Annotated in this window: 10 protein-coding genes and 1 pseudogene; 4 read left to right on the top strand and 7 right to left on the bottom strand. The window is 58.3% G+C overall.

Annotated features, from left to right (window positions below; all coding sequences use genetic code 11):
* Positions 1 to 33 precede the first annotated feature (33 nt).
* Complete coding sequence (locus tag ACIQJ2_RS36935) at positions 34 to 9,585, top strand: YDG domain-containing protein (RefSeq protein WP_400677789.1); 9,552 nt, start codon at positions 34 to 36, stop codon at positions 9,583 to 9,585.
* 230 nt (positions 9,586 to 9,815) lie between these two features.
* Here the strand turns inward: ACIQJ2_RS36935 and ACIQJ2_RS36930 are convergent, their stop codons facing one another.
* Positions 9,816 to 10,199 carry a type II toxin-antitoxin system VapC family toxin gene (locus tag ACIQJ2_RS36930; protein WP_400677791.1) on the bottom strand — a complete coding sequence of 128 codons (384 nt, stop codon included), beginning with the start codon at positions 10,197 to 10,199 and terminating at the stop codon, positions 9,816 to 9,818.
* Complete coding sequence (locus ACIQJ2_RS36925; RefSeq protein WP_400677793.1) at positions 10,196 to 10,396, bottom strand: type II toxin-antitoxin system VapB family antitoxin; 201 nt, start codon at positions 10,394 to 10,396, stop codon at positions 10,196 to 10,198. Before ACIQJ2_RS36925 ends, ACIQJ2_RS36930 begins: the two co-directional genes overlap by 4 nt.
* A gap of 683 nt (positions 10,397 to 11,079) precedes the next feature.
* On the opposite strand from ACIQJ2_RS36925, the gene ACIQJ2_RS36920 reads away from it, so the two are divergent.
* Entirely contained in the window at positions 11,080 to 11,505 is a 426-nt protein-coding gene (locus ACIQJ2_RS36920; protein WP_400677794.1) for a hypothetical protein, read from the top strand.
* A gap of 230 nt (positions 11,506 to 11,735) precedes the next feature.
* Here the strand turns inward: ACIQJ2_RS36920 and ACIQJ2_RS36915 are convergent, their stop codons facing one another.
* Positions 11,736 to 11,999, bottom strand: coding sequence for a hypothetical protein (locus tag ACIQJ2_RS36915; protein ID WP_400677796.1), 264 nt, complete (start codon positions 11,997 to 11,999; stop codon positions 11,736 to 11,738).
* 246 nt (positions 12,000 to 12,245) lie between these two features.
* Here ACIQJ2_RS36915 and ACIQJ2_RS36910 point away from each other — a divergent pair.
* Positions 12,246 to 13,068: pseudogene (locus ACIQJ2_RS36910) on the top strand (IS30 family transposase).
* Positions 13,069 to 13,241: 173 nt separating this feature from the next.
* On the opposite strand, the gene ACIQJ2_RS36905 reads toward ACIQJ2_RS36910, so the two are convergent.
* Entirely contained in the window at positions 13,242 to 13,949 is a 708-nt protein-coding gene (locus ACIQJ2_RS36905; RefSeq protein ID WP_400677798.1) for a hypothetical protein, read from the bottom strand.
* 193 nt (positions 13,950 to 14,142) lie between these two features.
* Entirely contained in the window at positions 14,143 to 15,108 is a 966-nt protein-coding gene (locus tag ACIQJ2_RS36900; RefSeq protein WP_400677800.1) for a hypothetical protein, read from the bottom strand.
* A gap of 588 nt (positions 15,109 to 15,696) precedes the next feature.
* Between ACIQJ2_RS36900 and ACIQJ2_RS36895 the strand changes: the two genes are divergently transcribed.
* The gene (locus ACIQJ2_RS36895; RefSeq protein ID WP_400677801.1) at positions 15,697 to 16,371 is read left to right on the top strand and encodes a Crp/Fnr family transcriptional regulator; all 675 of its coding nucleotides are present in this window, start codon (positions 15,697 to 15,699) and stop codon (positions 16,369 to 16,371) included.
* Between the two features lie 88 nt (positions 16,372 to 16,459).
* Here the strand turns inward: ACIQJ2_RS36895 and ACIQJ2_RS36890 are convergent, their stop codons facing one another.
* Together ACIQJ2_RS36890 and ACIQJ2_RS36885 are read right to left on the bottom strand one after the other, a co-directional pair.
* Complete coding sequence (locus ACIQJ2_RS36890; protein ID WP_400677803.1) at positions 16,460 to 17,356, bottom strand: helix-turn-helix domain-containing protein; 897 nt, start codon at positions 17,354 to 17,356, stop codon at positions 16,460 to 16,462.
* Between the two features lie 193 nt (positions 17,357 to 17,549).
* Positions 17,550 to 20,531, bottom strand: coding sequence for an AAA family ATPase (locus ACIQJ2_RS36885; RefSeq protein ID WP_400677804.1), 2,982 nt, complete (start codon positions 20,529 to 20,531; stop codon positions 17,550 to 17,552).

Below are 20,531 nucleotides of genomic sequence, written 5' to 3'. Positions count from 1 at the left end.
TCCTTCGGCAATCTGCTGCTCGATCCCTACAATGTGACGATCTCGACGGCGACGGACAGCAACTCGTCGGGCTTCACGGCGTCAGGCAATGACAGTATCATCAACATCAATACGCTCACCAACGCGCTCGCAACCGCCAATGTCACGGTATCGACCGGCGGAGCGGGCTCCGCCGGATCGCAGGCCGGCACGATCACCGTTGCTGCGCCAGTCGCCTGGAATGCACCAACGACGCTGACACTCGCGGCGGCTTCTGACATCAACATCAACAGTGCGATCACCGCCACGACCGGCGGGCTGACGCTCGCCTCCGGCGGCAATATCAATGTCCCGGCTGCGGTCAGCATCGGCGGTGCGTTCAACCTGACCTCGGGCAACTGGGTGCAGAACACGGCGGCGCTGCCCACCTTCTCGGCCAAGGACTTCCAGCTCACCGGCGGGTCCTTCCTGCGCGTTACCGGCGGCGATGGCACGAGCGCCACCCCTTATACGGTCACTGACGTCTACGGCCTGCAGGGTATCGGGTCTTCCAGCGCCTATCTGGCGAGCTACTGGACGCTCGCTAACGATATCGATGCCTCCGGGACCACGACTTGGAACGGCGGCAGCGGCTTCAACCCGATCGGCAATATCAATAGCGCCTTCACCGGCAACGTCGATGGTCTCGGCCACGTCATATCCGGGTTGACCATCAATCGGCCGTCCGTCGATAACGTCGGTCTGTTCGGTTTTACTGGTTCCTCGACCATTTCGAACATCGGTCTCGTCGGCGGCTCGATCATCGGCGGCTACGACGTCGGCGCACTTGTTGGTCGAAGCGACAGCCTGATCAGCAATGTATATTCCACCAATTCGGTCATGGGCAGCTACACTCCTGTCGGCGGCCTAGTTGGGCTCAATTACGGAACCATCAGTCATGCCTATTCCACGGGCGCGGTCAGCGGCTCCTCAATGGTCGGTGGTTTAACCGGGCAAAATTGGGGCACGATCAGTTCTTCCTATTCCACGGGCGCGGTCAGCGGGTCTGGTACCGTCGGCGGTCTCGTCGGTGCCAATAATGTGACGATAACCAATACCTATGCGACTGGCGCCGTCTCAGCACTCCATGGCGGCGGCGGCGGCCTAGTCGGGGTTAACTACAGTTCCGGCGCTATAGTTGGCGGCTACTGGGATCAGACTACGACCGGGCAGTCGACGGGCGTCGGTTACAATTTCTCAGGCACCGCGGCCGGGGTGACTGGAATAGCGCTGGCCGACGCCTTCACCCAGAGTACATATGCAGGGTTCGATTTTACCAATGATTGGTTCATCGTCGCTGGAGCGACGCGGCCCTTCCTGCGCTCGGAATGGTCCACCACCGTCGCGAACAGTCACCAGTTGCAGCTGATGTCGATGAACTTGGGGGCGGCCTACAGTCTTGTCGCCAATATCGATCTTGCATCAGATCTCGCCAACCGCTCATCGATGTGGAGGACCGCGCCGGATTTTCTTTTCCAAAGCGGTTTCATCCCAATCGGTACGAATTCAGGAGACTTTACGGGTAGCTTTGACGGGCGAGGGCACACCATCTCCAATCTGGCTGTCATCACACTTGGCAGTGCGGGCCTATTTCGCGTTACGGGAAGCAGTGCGCTCATCAGTAATGTGGGCCTGGTGGGTGGGTCGATATCAGGTGGGGACCAGGCGACGTCTGGCGGCCTCGTTGCCTCTAACGTAGGCAGCATTGTGAATGCATACTCCAGTGTGGCGGTGAAGGGTGGCAATGTCGGCGGGCTCGTGGGGGTTAACGCCATCAATGGTAATAACGTCGGCAAGATCACTAGGTCTTATAGCACGGGGTCGGTAACTGGCCTTAACACAGGTAGTTATCAAGGCGGCAGTAATCCGGGCGATAACGGCTATGCTGGCGGCCTAGTTGGGATGAACCAAGGCATCATCACCGAATCCTATGCTACTGGGACAGTGACGGACGCCAGCGCCGCTCCCGTTGTTGGTGGCTTTGTGGGAGTGAATCTCGGGTGGATTACGGATGCTTACGCCGCCGGGGGCGTGTCGAGCTCAGGCAATGGTCCTGCCTATGTTGGCGGCTTTGTTGGAATCAACCGTGGCTCTGAGTTGGTCAATGCTTATGCAACCGGAGCGCCAACGGCGGCCGGCGACCAAAGCCACGTCGGAGGCTTTGCGGGGGCTCCCTCTGGCAACGAATTCAACACCTTCTGGGACGTGACGACCAGCCGCACGACAATTGGAGACGGCGTCAACTTCAGCGGCGGTACCGGCTTCAGCGGCTACATCGGCTTGACGAGTGCCCAGATGGCCGATCCCTTCAGCTTCATCAATGCCGGCTGGGACTTCGCCAGCGTCTGGGGCAAATCGACAAGCGGCGCCAACAACGGCTTCATGATGCTGCGCTCGCTCAGCAGCGGCCTCTATGATGACTATGTCAAGATCGGCGGCGGCACGCGTATCTATGGCGATGCGAACTCCACGATCACCGGCGCGACGCTGTCGGGTGTCGGGACAGGCAATGTTTCGCTTGCTTGGGGCAGCGCAATTGCGGGCACGACCAATGCCGGCACCTACAATTATTCCGACCCGAATATTGTTTCCGTGACGGAGAACGGTTCCCGCACGGCCTATGTCGATTATAGCGGCACACTGACGATTTCGCAGCGCGTGCTGAGCTTGACGGGCGGTCGCACCTATGACGGCAGCACCGATGTTACGGCTGGCAATCTAACGCTCGACAATCTTGCCAATGGCGAGACCCTGAGGCTCTCGGGCATGGGCTCGATGGCTGACAAGAATGCCGGCTCGGGCAAGGCGATCACACTCGGTTCGCTCTTGCTCGGCGACAGCATACAGGGCGACGGTGGTCTTGCCTCGAACTACACGCTGGTTGGCGGTACCGATACGGTCGACATCGCAAGAGCGGCGATCTCGTCGATCGGCGGCATCACCGCCAATGGCAAGACTTATGACGGGAATGCCGGCGCGACGCTGAATACCGCTGGTGCCACTTTCAATGGCATGGTCGTCGGCGACAGTCTGACACTTGGCACTGGCTTCAGCGGTGCCTTCGCCAATGCCAATGTCGGCACGAGCAAGACGGTCAGCATCTCCGGCCTGTCGCTCTCGGGTGCGGATGCCGGCAACTATACGCTCGCGGATGCCACCGCGACGACACTTGCCGACATTGGTCAGCGCATCGTGAACCTGTCGGGCAGCCGCACCTATGACGGTTCCGCAAATCTTGATGCTTCGATCTTCAACCTAGGCAATCTCGTCACCGGCGAGACGCTGACGCTCTCGGGCACCGGCGCAATGGCCGACAAGAATGCCGGCTCCGGCAAGGCGGTCACGCTCGGTTCGTTCCTGCTCGGCGACAGCATCCATGGTGACGGCGGTCTTGCCTCGAACTACACGCTGTCAGGCGGCACCGATACGGTCGACATCGCCAAGGCGATGATCTCCTCGATCGGTGGCATCACCGCCTCGGACAAGACCTACGACGGCAATTCCAACGCGACGCTGGATGCGTCGGGCGTCGTTTTCAACGGCAAGATCATTGGCGACACGCTGACACTTGATAGCGGCTTCTCCGGCCTGTTCTCCGATGCCAATGCCGGAACCGGCAAGACGGTTGATATCACCGGCCTTTCGTTCGGTGGTGCGGATGCCGGCAACTATACGCTGGCTTCAAGCACCGCAACGACGCTTGCCGATATCGGGCAGCGGATCGTGAATCTCTCGGGCAGCCGCGTCTACAATGGCAGCAGCGATCTTGCCGCTTCGATCTTCACACTGTCGAACCTTGTGGACGGCGAGACGCTGACGCTCTCGGGCACGGGCTCGATGGGTGACAAGAACGCCGGCGTGGGCAAGACCGTCTCGCTCGGCTCGCTGAGCCTTGGCGATGGCTCGGGCCTGGCCTCCAACTACACGCTGGTTGGTGGTACCGATCGGGTCTTCATCGATCGGGCCTCGCTCTCGATTAGTGGCATCACCGCATTGAACAAGACCTATGACGGCACGACGTTTACGTGGCTCAACACGTCCGGCGCCGTCTTCAATGGCAAGATTGTCAACGATGTCCTGACCTTCAGTGCGTACGGAAACTTTGGCGATGCGAATGTCGGGACGGGTAAATCCCTGGGCTTCTCCAACGTCCAGCTCGGTGGCGCTGATGCCGACAATTATTGGCTCATCTCCACCAATGCGGCCCAAGCCGATATTACCCCTCGCCCCATCAACCTGTGGGGTAGCCGCATCTATAATGGCAGCAGCGATCTCGATGCCTCGATCTTCACGCTGTCGAACTTCGCGAGCGGCGAGACACTGACGCTATCGGGCATGGGCTCGATGGCTGACAAGAATGCAGGCTCGGGCAAGGCCGTTTCGCTCGGTTCGCTCTCGCTTGGCAACGGCTCGGGTCTCGCCTCGAACTACACGCTGGTTGGTGGAATCGATTGGGTCGAGATTACCAGAGCGAAGATCTCGTCGATCGGCGGCATCACCGCCAACGACAAGACCTATGATGGGAATGCCAACGTGACGCTGAACACCGGTGGCGCCGTCTTCCGCGGCATGTTGGCTGGTGACGCGCTAACGGTTGCAACCTCCACCGGCGCCTTCGCCAACGCCAATGCCGGCACAGGCAATTTGGTCCTCATCTCCGACCTCTCCCTCGGTGGCGTGGATGCCGGCAACTATACGCTCAGGAGTACGACCGCCTCATCGCACGCCGATATAGGCCAGCGTGTCGTGAACCTCTCGGGCAGCCGCACCTATGACGGTTCCGCAAACCTTGATGCCTCGATCTTTAGCCTGGGCAATCTCGTCACCGGCGAGACGCTGACGCTGTCCGGCACGGGGACGATGGCGGACAAGAATGCCGGCTCGGGCAAGGCGGTCACGCTCGGCTCCCTCCTGCTCGGCGACAGCATCCATGGTGACGGCGGTCTTGCCTCGAACTACATATTTGACGGCGGCACCGACACGGTCGACCTTGCCAAGGCCATCATCTCCTCGATCGGCGGCATCACCGCCGATGGCAAGACTTATGACGGCACGACGGGTGTGACGCTGAACAGCTCGGGCGCGACCCTTAACGGCATGGTCGTCGGCGATAGCCTGACGCTCGGCACCGGCTTCAGCGGCGCCTTCTCGGACAAGAATGCCGGGATCGGCAAGACGGTTGATATCACCGGCCTGTCGCTCTCCGGCACGGATGCCGGTAACTATACGCTTGCCTCAAGCACCGCAACCACGCTTGCCGATATCGCCAAGGCCTATGTATTCTTCGGCGGCATCAGCGCCAGCAGCAAAGTCTATGATGGCACGACCGCGGCCACAGTCACTATATCCACAGTTCCGGTCGTCAGCACTGATGACATGCATGTTGGCTACACCAGCGCCAACTTCTCCGACAAGAATGCCGGCATGTCCAAGGCGGTCGCCGTCGATGGACTTTACATAACCGGCGCGGATGCCAGCAATTACCAGCTTGGCATCACAAACACGACCAGCTACGGCACCATAACGCCTGCCATCATCACTTCGATCGGCGGCATCACCGCCGGCAACAAGACCTATGACGGCACTACCGATGCGCCGCTCGATACGTCTGGCGCCGTCTTCAACGGTATGATCCAGGGTGACAATCTGACGGTCGCCACCGCGCTCGGCGCCTTCTCCGATAAGAATGCCGGCGCCGGGAAGATGGTCGACATCTCCGGTCTGACCTTGGGTGGTACTGACGCGTATAACTACAGACTGGACAGGGCGACGGCCTCAGCCTTTGCTAATATCGGCCAGCGCGCTATTAGCCTTTCGGGCAGTCGCACCTATAACGGCTCGGTCAATCTCGATGCCTCGATCTTCGCACTGTCGAACCTGGTAAGTGGCGAGACGCTGGCGCTGTTGGGCACCGGCACCATGGCCGACAAGAATGCCGGGTCGAGCAAGGCTGTGACGCTCGCCTCGTTGATGCTGGGCGACAGCATCAATGGCGACGGTGGTCTTGCCTCGAACTATACGCTGATCGGTGGTGCAGATACGGTCGATATCGCCAAGGCGACGATTTCTGCGATCTCAGGCATTACCGCTGGCAACAAGACCTATGACGGTAGTGCAAATGCGACGCTGAATACCTCGGGCGCGGGCTTCATCGGCATGGTTGGCGGGGACGCGCTGACGGTCGCGACCTCGATCGGCACCTTCTCCGACAAGAATGCCGGTGCCGGCAAGGCGGTTGGCATCAGCGGGCTGACGCTCGGCGGCGCGGATGCGGGCAATTATGACCTAGCCGATACGATGGCGACGACCACGGCCGATATCAGCCAACGGGTGATCAACCTCTCAGGCAGCCGAACCTATAACGGCTCCGCCGATCTGGCCGCCTCGATCTTCACGCTGTCGAATCTCGTGAGTGGCGAGACGCTGACGCTGTCGGGCACCGGCACCATGGTCGACAAGAATGCCGGCTCGGGCAAGGGCGTGACGCTCGCCTCGCTGGCTCTGGGCAACAGCATCAATGGCGATGACGGCCTTGCCTCGAACTATACGCTGGTCGGCGGCACCGACACGGTCGACGTCGCCAAGGCGGTGATTTCCTCCGTCGGTGGTATTATCGCCGGCAACAAGACCTATGACGGCGCGACCACGGTCGCGCTCAATATGTCGGGTGTGGTCTTCAACGGCATGGTGGCGAGCGATACGCTTGTGCTTGGCAACGGCGTCAGCGGCGCCTTCGCCGATGCCAATGCCGGCACTGGCAAGACAGTGACGATCTCTGGTCTTGGTCTTTCGGGTGCGGATGCCGGCAATTATACGCTCGCCTCCAACACTGCGACGACAATGGCCAATATCGGCCAGCGGATCCTCACCCTGTCAGGCAGCCGCATCTACAACGGCACGACGGTTCTGGACAACTCGATCTTCAGCCTGTCGAACCTGGTGGGCAACGAGACGCTGACGCTGTCGGGCACGGGCTCGATGGGCGACAAGAATGCCGGCTCCGGCAAGGCGGTCACGCTCGGCTCGCTGGCGCTGGGGAATGGTGGAAATGGCGGCCTTGCCTCGAACTACACGCTGGGCACCGGCACCGTCGATATCGCCAGGGCGACGATCTCGTCGATCTCCGGCATCACGGCCAACGGCAAGACCTATGACGGCAATGCCGGTGCGACGCTGAACACCGGCGGCGCCATCTTCAACGGCAAGGTCGATGGCGACAGTCTAGGCCTGGGTAATGGCTATTCCGGCCTGTTCTCCGACGCCAATACCGGTATCGGCAAGACCGTGGCGATCTCTGGCCTCAGTCTTTCTGGTGCAGACGCCGGCAACTATACGCTGGCCTCAAGCACAGAGACGACGCTTGCCAATATCGGCCAGCGAGTGATCACCCTGTCGGGGAGCCGTATCTATAACGGCACGACGGACTTGGCCTCGACGATCTTCAGCCTGTCGAATCTGGTGGGCAACGAGACGCTGACACTGTCGGGCACGGGCTCGATGGCCGACAAGAATGCCGGCTCCGGCAAGGCGGTGACGCTCGGCTCGCTGGCCCTGGGAAATGGTGGAAACGGCGGTCTTGCCTCGAACTACTCGCTGGGCACCGGCACCGTCGATATCGCCAGGGCGACGATCTCGTCGATCTCCGGCATCACGGCCAACGGCAAGACCTATGATGGCAATACCGGCGCCACGCTCGACCCATCCGGGGCGACCTTCAACGGCATCTTCGGCAATGACGTCCTGACGGCCAGCGGTGGGCTCGCTGTCTTTACCGACGCCAATGCTGGTACCGGCAAGACCGTGGCGATCTCCGGTCTCGGTCTTTCCGGTGCAGACGCCGGCAATTACACATTGGCCGATACGACAGCCACAACACTAGCCAATATCGGCCAGCGGATCCTCACCCTGTCGGGCAGCCGTATCTACAATGGCACGACGGTTCTGGACAACTCGATCTTCAGCCTGTCGAACCTGGTGGGCAACGAGACGCTGACACTGTCGGGCGCCGGCTCCATGGCCGACAAGAATGTTGGCTCCGGCAAGGCGGTCACGCTCGGCTTGCTGGCGCTGGGCAATGGTGGAGATGGCGGCCTTGCCTCGAACTACACGCTGGGCACCGGCACCGTCGATATCGCCAGGGCGACGATCTCGTCGATCTCCGGCATCACGGCCAACGGCAAGACCTATGACGGCGATACCGGCGCCACGCTCGACCCATCCGGGGCGACCTTCAACGGCATCTTCGGCAATGACGTCCTGACGGTCAGCGGCGGGCTCGGTGTCTTTGCCGATGCCAATGCCGGTACTGGCAAGACAGTGACGATCTCTGGTCTGGGTCTTTCCGGTGCAGACGCCGACAATTATGCGCTCGCTTCCGGTACGGCGACGACACTTGCCGATATCGCCCGCCGTGCGATCACGGTCACCGCCAATGCTGCGAGTCGCGCGTACGGTGATGCCAACCCGGCGCTCTCCTATGGCATAGGTGGCGCGGGGCTCGTCAATGGCGACACGCTGTCGGGAGATCTTGCGACTTCGGCCATTGGCACCTCGAATGTCGGCCTTTACGGCATCAGGCAAGGAACGCTGGCTGCCTCCGGCAATTATGCGCTCACCTTCACCGGCGCCGACCTGACCGTCAGCAAGCGGGCGATCACGGTTGCGGCGAGCAATGCTACCCGCATTTATGGCGATGCCAATCCACTCTTCGGCTATACCATCGGCGGTGCAGGGCTTGTCAATGGCGATGGCCTGACAGGCGGACTGGCAACCTCCGCGGTGGCGGCCTCCAGTGTCGGCAGCTACGGCATCGGTCAAGGCTCTCTTGCCGCGTCGGGCAATTACGACCTCACCTTCGTCGGCGGCACCCTTTCGGTGATGCCGCGGGCAATCACCGTCACAGCCAACGGCGCAAACCGCACCTATGGCGATGCCGACCCGGTCTTCACCTATGTCGCCACCGGCCTCGTCAATGGCGACACGCTGGCAGGCGACCTCTCCTCAGCGGCCAATCGGTTCTCCAATGTCGGCTCCTACACCATCGGCCTCGGCACGCTCGGCAACGCCAACTACGCGATTAGTTATACTGGTGCCAGGTTGACGATCACGCCGCGTCTGATCAGCGCCATTGCCAACAATGCCAGCCGTGCTGCAGGTGCCGCCAATCCGCTCTTCAGCTACACGATCGCTGGCGGCGGTCTCGTCAATGGCGACCGGCTCTTCGGGCAACTGGCCAGCGCCGCCGATCGCTTCTCCATCCCCGGCAGCTATGCCATCGACCAGGGAAGTCTCGCGGCCTCCGCCAATTACGATCTGAGCTTCGTCAGGGGCGTGCTGACCGTCACGGCCGCTCCTTCAAGCCCGACCGCTGATCTGGCCAGCGCCATCGTGCCGCGATCCTATGCACCGGATGCGGCACCGCCACTGCCGCCGGTTCCGGCCGACGATTACGGCACCTTCTCCTACACAGATGAAGGACGTCGTGTATTCCTGACCGACCCTCGCTTCGCCGGCACCGTCGTATGCCTGGGGGATGGAACAGGCTGTGTCATGCAGGCCGCGCCGTAATGACACTGCGGGGCGTGGACAGGAAGGCGTTTGCAGCGATGGCCGTCAGCCCGAGATAGACACTAAGCCTGGCGGCGCTAGACAACGATGGACGTTGCAGCCTGTCGTAGATGAACTGGCCTGTTCATAAAAGAGCGCCGTGCAGCCGGGCACAATCCGTTCGGTTGCAAGTTCGAGTCCCATCAAGAGCGCGGAATTCAAAACCCACAAACAACATCCTATTTCAGAACTTAGTTGGGCAGATCGGCTGAAACGTATAGGGACGCGCCCGCCCTTTCGGCAGCAGCCTGGAGCCTCTTGTCTCTGGTCCACAAGGCGGCGTGTTGATCAAGAATAACAGATGTCAGAAGTTGGGCGTCCGTATAGCCAATACCCATACTGAATACGCCGTGGCGATCGATCATGGTCATGACTTCTTCGTGTGTGGCGACCACCACTGTACGCTGACCGGACAAAAATGATATCACGCTGTTGCGATCTTTAAGACTGCCGAGGGCCAGCTCGCCGATGATGGCTGGGTGGCAGAGGAGACGGTCGTCTTCAATGATCCGGCGCAGTTCTGCATCGCCTCGACGGAAGTGATCGATCCAGATCGAAGTGTCCGCCAGTATCACTTGGCCGTAGCGCTCCGGCGGCGCGGAGCTGCCTCGGCATCCGGCATGGTGCCGCCGAGCGCAATAAGACGTCTTCCCGTTTCGACGCGAACGAGCGTCTCCAGCGCCTGGCGGAGGAGGGCGGTGGTCTCCTTGGTGCCGGTCAATATGCGGGCCTTTTCCAAAAGCGCGTCGTCAAGATTGATGGTCGATCTCATGAGTTTAGCCCCTTGTCGAAGCATCAATAATAGCATCATTTGGTGATGAAATCCATGCCATACTTTGGTCTTCTATACCCGGTGTGAGAATACCCTGCTTGCTCGTTTGCGCCGCGATTTCACCCGGGTTTGCAATTTGTCGTGACCCCGCTCCGATATCGATACATCCAATTCGTCAATGGTTTGACAGTGACTGAATGGAGCACCCGCAAGTGGAAATGTGGGTTAAATCATGCTGCAATTCAACAGATTGACGATCGGGAGCGCGAAAATCGTCAGGATCACGCGAAGTCTGTCAAATGCGAAGCCACGACCGATGGACGTGCGTCTCGATTGTCGGCCGTGACGCTGACCGGTGTGAATCGGCGAGACGGAATGACCCTACCTAGATCAATAATGTCAGTGGTTTATCGTGTCGATCGGCATCGGGACCCTACGCCGGTTCACAGCCAGAGCAGGCGCGAGAAGTTTGCCGCACCTTGTTGAGTTGTCGATTGCAAACACGTTCTCGGTGGATATCTAGAAGTAGTCTCACGGCTCGTTGGTCGGCGCTGTAGCCGCGGTAGCGTAAACCGTAGTATCGAGTATCTAATGTGAGCGGTGGGTTCAGCGTGCCTGCCAGAGGGCAATGATTCCTCTATATGTGACTGAAACCGGCACGGCTTGCGATTTTGGGAGGGGAAATGGTCTGGCGAGTTTTTCGGAAACCGAAGGATACCTCCCAAACGCTGGCGCCGTTGCCAGACCTTCACTTGGACATTGGCCAAAGAGTTTCTGAACGGAAAGCCTTATCCGGGCTCATTCTTAAGCGGAGTGAGTTCCTAGGTGATGATCCATACGACGTCTGGACACTGACCTTCGAAAAGCATGCCTTCATGCTGATATTCAATCCTACAGAAGGAGATCCGGCCCTTCAGGGGCCTGAACAGTTTGCAGCTGAGCGATTGGTTTTGGCTCTCGTTCGCAATCCAGGCGACAGGGAGTTCAAGCCGGATGAGGAGCAGGCCTGGTCGAAACAAACCGAGTATCTGCGCGAAACTCTTCTGCCAAAACTGAACGACTGGCTCCGAACGGAGAAAATGGAGAACGGGGCGATTCTATCGCACTGAACCAGACTGTTCGGTCATGAGTTTCATTCGTCTAGCTCCGCTGCGTCGAACGGCTGGGCAATTAACGCGATTGCTGTACGGCATCGCAGCTAATGTCAACAGTCGTGCCCATCATTTGTCGGCGCAAGAGTTTTCGCGCTGAGCCGTATGGAAGACCCTGAACGGGAATCTGGCGTAAGCCATTGACAAGCGGGAATATCCAATCGGGTTTTGAAATTCACAAGCACCAATCAGTTAGGCGGATCATCCAGATAAACTCGATCCACCAGTTTCAGGCTCCTGTCCGGTTGCAATATATATGTCTCTCGAACTCGCTCGCCCCATTGATCCGTAAAGTCATGGGGAAGCAAACTGCCAATGGGCGATTTCAGCAGACGCTGTGACGGCTGCCCGCCATAGGTGATACTGCCTGGAATTGGTTTCAGCGCAGCCCCGCCAGTCTGGCAGGACGCCAGAACTGCGCTCAGCGATATTGTCAATATCAGACGCTTCATTGGACACTCCAACTCGGACAATCCCGTTGCACTGTAGTGATTTTCCGTGGCAAACGCCAATCCGGTTGAAGGTTCCTACTTTCGGCGTTTCGTTCCTAATAATCCGATCTTTCCTACGGCAGAAAGTTGCTTGACGGTTCCATAATTAAGCTTTTATCTGCGTTAACCAGCTAAAGGGGGTGGGTTCAAGGATGAAGTGCGACTTGCAAATGATACCAATGGGTTGTCACTCGCAAGGAAGACGCAATGGAACGCACCTACTCCCACATCGATCTGGATGAACGACGCAAGATTGCCCGCTGGCGAATGGCTGGCCTAAGCGTTGGGATCATCGCCGAGAAGCTCGGACGACATCGTTCGACGATCTTTCGCGAAGTCAGACGCAACATGTTCGTCGATAAGCAGATACCCGATCTCAGCGGCTACTATTGCGTGACGGCGCATGAGATGGCTTGTGAACGTCGGGCGAAGTTGCGGAAGCTAGCGCGCTTCTCGCATGTCCGGCAATCGGTGATCGATCGGATCTTGCATGAGCCCGGATCTGAACATCCTGCGCCGTCCAGACGTCGTTGCCGATCGCAAGCAGTTCGGCCATTGGGACTGTGACCTGATCCAGTTCCGAAAGAAGTTCGGAAAGGCCAACGTGACATCGCTTGTCGAGCGGGTCAGCCGCTTTGCGATCTTTCTGCGCAACAACGACCGTCAATCTCGGCCCGTGATGAATGGCCTCATAAAAGCATTGCAGTCGCTGCCCCATCTTGCCCGCCGTTCAATCACCTTCGACCGCGGGACGGAGTTCACCGACTGGCCGTACCTACAGGCGAGCATCGGCACCCAGACATGGTTCTGCGATCCACAATCACCCTGGCAGAAAGGCACGGTCGAGAACACCAACGGTCGGGTACGGAAATGGCTTTCGAGAGAGGTCGATCCACTATCGGTCACAGACGCAGATCTGATCGAGATCTGCAACCACCTCAACGCGACGCCGCGCAAATGCCTTGGCTATCGAACGCCTGCCGAAGTCTTCCGCAAGAAATTGCTCGCCCAGATAAGGCATGCCAGTTAGTTTAGGCAGCCCCGCAAGTCGCGGTTCAGCCTGAACTCACAAGGCTACACAGGATAGTGACAGATGCTGAATTATGGAACATAAATTAAGTACTTCGCGATCTTGACGAGGTCCGTCACGTCGTTGGAAACCAAACCCTTACTGGCTAAAGACGACAAACGACCGCCTTTCCACTACTCGCGCTCTATCAGCACCTTCGCAAGATCATCGCCCGCTGGGACCAGCTCCGCCCAGGAATACGAGCCCCAATTCCATCCGGCATTGATATCGTAACTCAATTCGCGAACCTGCGGTTGGCTAGCCGTCACCAGAAGCGACGAGCTATAGGAGGCTGCAGGAAGGAAACTCATAGCCAGACTCTCCACCATCTCGCCAGGCTTGAGATTGGCTGTGGTGAACAGCAACAGAATTTTGGGCAAAGGGACGGCAACATTTGTCTGGTTACCATATAAGGGCACCGCATAAATTGGAGTCGGCGCTTCGGACACTGAAGAGGATCGCGCGAAGCCGGATGTAAAAGAAGTCGATGTGGTGTTTGCTATTGTCATTTTCGACAGTGGGCCACCAGCCTTTACGTCGCCGGCGCCTCCGATCGTTACGAAAAATGTCTGGCCCTGTGTGATTGGTGTTTGGTAACCAGGCCTGATGGGGCCGCCGCTTACCATGGGGTCATTCGAGGTATAGGCCATCACGTCTGGCATCCATTCGATCAGCATGTTCGGTGCGATCGTTTGCGTGGCAAAGGCGATAGTTGGTCGCGCGGCATCGTTGGTCATCCGGACGGCAAACATCGCACAAAGGGAATAGCCGCCGTCGATTAGCGTTTCTACCGTCGCCGGGACCATGGAAAGAGCAACTTTGTATGCCGACGACGCAAGCATTCAGAATCTCCTTCGATTTTCCCTAGATTGAGAAAGTGGCTTGCCGTCTTTCATGGGAATAGCTTTGCCGCGCATTAGCCTCGAGCAACATAGCGGCGTCCTCGAAGAAGGCGGTAGGTAGGGCTCGCGATCAAGCGACAACTGGGGCGGAATCCTCCCGCCCCAGTCGCACCGATTGGCGCCGGCCTGGAGACTAGGCGTTGCTCTCAATCAGGAGCGGCACGACGTTGGTCGAGGGACGAATGGCTTGAGCCCAGCTGAAGCCGCCCCATGACCAGCCTTTGTTGATGTCGAACGCGACCTCACGATGCGTCTTAGCGGTAAGATCGATCAGAACACTCTGGCTATACGCTTTCTCGATCACGGTGCCGGTATTCACTGTATTGGTGGAAAATGTGAACATCACCTTTTGAATCGGGACGATGGCGTCGAGGCCATTCCCGTACAGGGGGAAGGCGCAAAGGGGCTGGGCGGCGCCATCCACGACTTCGGAGATCCCGCAGGTTACCTGCGTTGTCGTCATATTTTCGATCGAAATCATGCCCTCTGTGCCATCGACAACGTTGCCGGTGCCCTGGGGCGTCTCAACTTCCAGCGATTGTCCGAGATCGATCGCGTAAGAGCTCAGTCCCTTGATCTGGCCATTCGGAATGATCTGAGACCGGGAAGTATAAGCCTCGTACTGGACTTCCCATGTGACCTCGGTGCTCAGCCCGAAATCACCAGATTTGAACCAGACGAGTGGCACGCCGCCACCGGCACTTGTTTGGACACCTTTGAAGCCAAAAAGAGAGTAGTTGCCATTCGACAGAGCGTTTACGGTGTCCTGGTCCATGGTGATCGTCACCCCATAATCCGTGGCACCGAGAAGGTTCCCGACACTCGGGGCGACGAACCTGACAGCGCGCGCTGACGAGGCGTCGGCCTCTTCGGCAACGCCTTCAACAACCGTCACAGTCGTGCCCTTGTATCCCAATTGCTTTGCGGCGTGCTCCAGCGTGCTGGGAGCCATGACGACGGCTCCGGTTGCATTCACGTGTTTCGGATCTACCTGTTTGTAAACGAGGGCAGAGGGATCGTAGCCGGCCGCTTTGATAATGGCCTTCACATTGGCAATATTAAGGGTCCCACCAGTTCTTTCAAACATATATAGGGTCATCGCAGTGCTCCTCTTGGTTGGATTTCAGAAAGGAGGCCCCAAAGTTTGCATCATGGCTCGGTGATGACTCGGGAGCCTCGAAAGCAACCAGCCCGCCTCTCTAAATTGAGTATCTGGCATTGGTAGCGCCCCATTTTTTCAGCGACGTCACCTGTTTGCTAACGGAGATATCTTGTGCATGGATCGAGGAGTTCGTGCCTCTGAATGCTTCACGCAAATCTTTGAGTTTCACACTATTCGATTATCGGGATGGCTTTGCAGCGCAGGCAAACTCCCCCATCCATCGATCGCTTTGACGGCGTATGAGATGCATGGCCGGGGCGAGCCTTCAGGGAGGCGACGGCAGGGACATCAGACGGTGGTCGCGCGATGCGAGGTCGTCGTCCCGTTTTGGGACAGGCGGTTCCGATCGACCGCTCGCGCTTCCGCAGTTCTTAGCCACATGATCAAGATGATCGCATGTGGACCTTGGGCGCGCCATCAAGTGGCATTTTCACACGAAATCCGGTTCTCGCCGCCGGTTGAAAAGAACTGCCTTCGACTAATATAGCAATAAATATAAGTGATAACACAACTGGGAAAGATTGGGTGACCGACGTTGACGAATTGATGAATTGCCCCTTGTTTGCAGGCGTTTCACGGAACGACGTGATGCCGCATGCCCGAAATTTACTCATGCGCTTCTATGTGCCCGGCCAAGTCATATTCAATCAGGAAGATACCAGCGGCGATGTCTATTTCCTGCGCTTTGGAACGTTGCTGGCTCTCCATAACGATCCAAACGGACGGGAGCTAATCTTCACGCGCCTGCATGCGAGAGACTATTTCGGAGAACTGTCAGCCATCGATGGAGGCCGGCGCTCCCTGTCTGTGTACTCAAAGACTGACTCTTGCCTGATCGTCATCAGGCGACAGGCGTTCCTCAGCATGCTGGAAGCGCTGCCTTTGGTACGGCAAAGAGTTATGGTCGATTTGGTTGGCCGTATCAGGCGCCTGACAATGCACAGCTACCAGCTTGCGAGCCAAAGCGTCGACAAACGCCTGAAGGCCTATCTTGCCCGCTGTGCTCTGGAAGACGGGGTGTTCAAGCCGAATGGCCAGTTGCTCAGGTTGCCGACGCACGCAGAGATAGCTGGATCGATCGGTGCCAGCCGCGAGGAAGTCAGCCGTTCGATGTCCGCGTTGAAGCGCGCAAAAATACTGGACACGGGACGTCAGTGGCTCATTATCCTGCAGCCGAGCGCTTTGCTTCATGAGCAATAGGTGCCTTCGGACGGGTCCGGATCCCGAGCCCTGGTGGGATCGGTTCCCGATCGAAAGCGTCTATTGTCGAGGCCCTCGCAGTTCGGCGTCATGCCGGCGCGATTTGACCCCACTCAACAGGGCTTTCGTGTCTATATTTCTTCCGGAACTCCATCGGCCCTTGATCGTAAACTTTGCGAAACGCCGTTGAGAAATTATTCGGATCCTCGTAGCCGACGCTTAATGCGATATTCAGAACGCTCTCGGATCCTTCCCGCAACAGCTGCGCCGCCACTTCGCAGCGGCGTCGACGCAGCCACGTCATCGGACCAACGCCAAACGCCTGATTAAACGCCTTGTTCAACGTGTTCCGGTTCGTACCAACTCTTGAGGCCAATTCCTCGACCCCGACCGCATAGGCAAGATTGACCTCGAGAAACTCACATGCGGACCGCACCATGGTGCTAGCGCGCGGGCCGACTGGGAAGCTCCCGCGACCATTCGACGACGACATCGCAAAGAGCCGACGCCGAATCTCCAACGCGCTGAAAGGATAGGTTATGTAATCCACGAATCCCCGCTGAAGCAGGGCATCCACATCAGGAAGGCTGCGTGCCACTATAGCAATGGGCGCGGACGAAGGGGGCAGGCAAATATCGAACATGGCCTGGTGGTCGACCGCGACAAGCAGAACCGAACCCTTCTCCCCTGGGCCCGATTTCGCGGCTGAAGCAGCGCATGTGTCATCAAGCTCGTGCAGGATTTGCCGCAGCTCATTCATTCTGCTCTCGGGCAAGCCTACTACGTGGAAATGCCGCACACTTGTGAGTGCTGCGTATGCGCCGGCGAAATGCCCCGTCCCGAACAGGCTGGGATCCGGCGAGGGCGGATGATCGCCATGTGTAAAGTGCTCACGCATGATGAAATCCGATGAAGCTGCCGCAGGGGCGTTGTCGATTTCATCATCAAATAGAAGTCGGCGGCAATTCTCTGTGCGCAGGCTCACACACGAGATCAACTAATCAGGTGTTGGCACAACAAATTTCGTTGATATGCAGTCGAGGATGGAGTTGGGGTCGCGAAGGTGACTTGCGCGCCTTATGGCAAAACATACTGCAAAGGTTGCGATCTTTGCGGCGTCCACCACAGCCCGATCGTCCTGAGCGGGCAACGCCCAGTTGCCCAACGAGCCCGGCTACTTAGACGGTCCCAGATCCATGGGGTGGAACGATGCCGGAAAGCATCTTCAAGCGCTTGGCATTCACGTCATCAAGGGGGGTGATACGCTCAATAGCATGCCTTGCATGCATCTCCCATAGGTGTGCCGATTGCCTCTTAGCCGTCTGTGCAGCGAGATGATAAAAACGCAAGGCCTTTGCCGAACGCCCCGCGCGTTCATGGATGAGCCCGGCAAGCCTTTGCCGTTCCGCTCGCCAGACGCCCTCGGTAGTCCCGGACGAACCTCTCACCGCCTGTTCAATGCATTCCTGCGCCCGACGATCATCCCCGTCCATGGCATAGACGGCCGCCAGCTTCGCCGACCAGTAGGGTATGCCTATACCGACACCAATATGCTTTTGCACGGCGAGCGCTTGTTCCATCCTTGCAAGGCAAGCGGTGCTACCCGTCGCCTCGAATTCGGTGATCGTCCTCCACATCCGGCCTGTCGCAGACCAAAACGTTGCGCCCTGTCTGTCGGCGAGTGCGATACCCTTCTGTATGCGGTTCATTGCTAGGTCAAAATCGCCTATATAGCCGAGCGCGACGCCGCCCCAGATATCGATGAATGGCAGCATAAGCGGAATGTCGAGCATGGCCTGATGTGCATCAGCCTCAGCGACCAGTTCGCGGGCCAGCTGAAACTGGCCGGTCACGGCTGCCGAATGAGGAGAAAATGCATGCGCGGTTGCCAGCAGATCCATTCCATATTTCGCCGCAAGAGGCGCGTGGCGCTCGAACTCATAGAGCGCCTTTATTCTCTCCAGCGTCAAGAGCTGGTCGTGGAACTTTCCTTTGTAGAATTGAATTCCGTTGCGTGTCCCCAACACCGCGAGCCGGTGTTCTGAAAGCCTTATATCTTTCGGTATGCAATGAAGCGCGTCCTGCATTCGCGATACCGTCACCGCCGCTTCCTTGATTTGGCCGATGAGAACTTGATAGGTAAAGATACCCCAGAATATGGTTAGGCTGTCACCATCAAACCGATCCGTCTTTCGAAGATGAGAGAGGCTGTCCTCATAGGTATTCAGAACTTCGGCGTCGGTGAAGCCGCGGGTCTGCATGAGGTTGGCTGCAAGATCCGCAAGTACATTCGCTTGTCGGCGCCAGACATCTTCGCCGGCTTGGGTTGAGAGACAAAGCAGACGCACAGCCTCCCGCAATTGGCTTTCGCCCTCCGCAAAGGCACCGAGCGATGTCGCATACCGCCCCATCCTGTGCCGATAGCTTGCAGCAACGGAATAGTCACCTGCAGCTTCACGATGATATGCAATTTCCGCCATGACCTTGTCTCCATCATGACGATTGCTGCTTTCGTAAATCCCGGCGACTCGTCTGTGTAGGCTTGATCGACGTCTACGGACCAGCGTCCCGTAAGCCGCCTCGCGGATAAGATCGTGTCTAAAACTTATCAAGGTCGTGTCATCTCGTTGGAAGATCTCGGACCTGCAGAGCAGCGCAACGTCACCGGCCACGTCATCAAGACCGACGCCGAGTACCTCGGCAAGCATCTCCTCGTCGAACCAGCGCCCAATCACCGACGCGCCTTGAGCAACGCGCCGCGCGGAGCCAGAGGAATCAATCCATGCAATCAATGCTCCAACCAGTGTTTCCGGAACGGTGCCGCGATCGGATATGCGCCCCTCGTTGAGCTCGCGAAGAAGATGTTCGAGGAACAGCGGGACGCCCTCGGATCGGCCAACAATTTCGTCTGCGAGGGCGATTGTGATCTCCTGCCCGCAGCATTGGCGAACTGCCGCGCGGCAGTCCGTCACGCTCAGTTCGCCGATCGCTAGAATTGAGGTTTCGGATTCTGGCAGACTGCCTGCAAACTCAGGACGACTGCCCGCTAACCATTGGATCGGGCAGTCCGCCAAGTCCTCCAGCAGCCGGCTGATTAACTGAATGGTACTCTGATCCAACCATTGCAGATCTTCGATGACAATCTGAATCGGGGCGATTTTCGCGATCATGCGAAAGGACGCCGACAAGGCATCGAAGGTCTGTTGGCGAATTGCGCCCGGCGCTTCCCTGAGTTGTAGCGCCGTGGCCGTTTCCGGGTGACAGAGCGCCCTGAGATAGTCCATGCCCTCAGCATCGAGAGAGATGCGATCATCGAGCTTGATCCACTCTATGATCGGATAGAGCACGGTGTTGCTCTGACGCTCCGCGCCTTGCAGAACGATCCTCTTCTGCTCGGGGCGGCAGCGCGAATTGTGCTCGCGCAATATCCGGCTTTTGCCGATTCCCGGCCTTCCTACGAGGACACACAGTGAGCTCGCGCGCCCGGTATGCAGCACAGTTTGCCAGACGGAAGCAAGCCGCGCCAACTCCGCGTCTCGGCCGAAGAACGCAAAGCTCTCGCCGACCGACGAAGCGGTGTTTTCGATATCGAGGGCCCAGACGGGTTCCGGCTCCGAAAATCCCTTGAGGGAAAGATGCCCGACGAATCGCGCTCCCGGTTCCTGTTGCAGCAGACGATGCGTCAGGTTGGACACGTAGATTGAACCCGGAGGCGCACACGTCTGCAGACGTGCAGCCAGCACTCCGCACGAGCCAATGATCTTTGAATTGGTGCCATCGAATTCCGCGACAACCAGTCCCGTCGCCAAACCCACGCGAACGGAAAGACTATTGTTTGCCACGATGATTTTCTTTGTATTCGCAACAATTTCCCTTGCCGCCTTGGCGGCTCGGTCCGCGGCATCTGAAAAGGCTGTCGGAATGCCAAAGTGAGCGACGATTCCATCCGCGAGCTGTTCCGCCATGACCCCGCCTACGGTCTCCACCGCCGTCCTGGCTAGAGTGTAATATTGTTGAAGGACGTCTTGCAAATCTTCGGGATCAAGACACAGCGCGATGCCAGTATAATTCACGATATCGGCGAAGAGAACGACAACCTGTCGCCTTTCCTGCAAGGTATTGGCTTCATTTGGATCGGATATCCTTTCAGGCACCAACAT

Source organism: Rhizobium sp. NPDC092011 (genome assembly GCF_044756305.1).
GTDB lineage: Bacteria > Pseudomonadota > Alphaproteobacteria > Rhizobiales > Rhizobiaceae > Rhizobium.
The sequence above is the reverse complement of the archived record's forward strand: the minus strand, read 5'-3'. Positions and strand labels throughout refer to the sequence as shown.